Source organism: Vibrio sp. 811, assembly GCF_033339195.1.
This window is the reverse complement of record NZ_JAWOUB010000567.1, coordinates 1-618: the sequence shown is the minus strand read 5'-3', so window position 1 is coordinate 618 and position 618 is coordinate 1. Positions and strand designations below refer to the sequence as shown.

Annotated in this window: 1 protein-coding gene; it reads left to right on the top strand. The window is 44.0% G+C overall.

The window, feature by feature from the left end; all coding sequences use genetic code 11:
• On the top strand, positions 1–618 hold a 618-nt coding region (locus tag R7Q46_RS28135; RefSeq protein ID WP_318078433.1), incomplete at both ends, for an EAL domain-containing protein.

Genomic DNA, 618 nt, shown 5'->3' with positions numbered 1-618 from the left:
TGATGATATGAACGTAGGCGCCAAGTACCAGCTTGAAATTTCCTCTCGCATTCAATGCGCGTTAGAAAAAGAAGAGTTTCAGTTGTACTACCAACCTTTGATTGATGCGAACACCAATTTAGCTGTCGGATTCGAGGCAGTGATTCGTTGGCACGATGAAAATGGGAAAACTATCTCACCCAACGACTTCATCCCTATCGCGGAGCGCAGCAACCAAGTCCACAATATCACCATGTGGGTATTGGGCCAGGTAGAAAAAGATCTCAAAACCTTTATCGAAAAAGGCATTAAGTTGCCTGTACACGTGAACCTTTCAGCCAAAGACCTCTCTTCGAACCTTCTTTTCCATCGTCTTGAGAAACTGCTTGAAAACAATCCGCAATTTGCCGATCTGATCAGTTTGGAAATCACGGAAACCATGGCAATAGATAGAGTTGTAGAACTCAACCCACTCATTCACCAAATTAAAGGGTTGGGTATTAAAATCAGTTTGGATGACTTCGGTACGGGGTACTCGTCACTTTCTTTATTGCGGGATCTACCTGTGGATCAAATTAAAATCGACCGTTCGTTTTTGTGCACAGCAAACCGCACAGCAGGCTCTCGTTCCATCGTAGA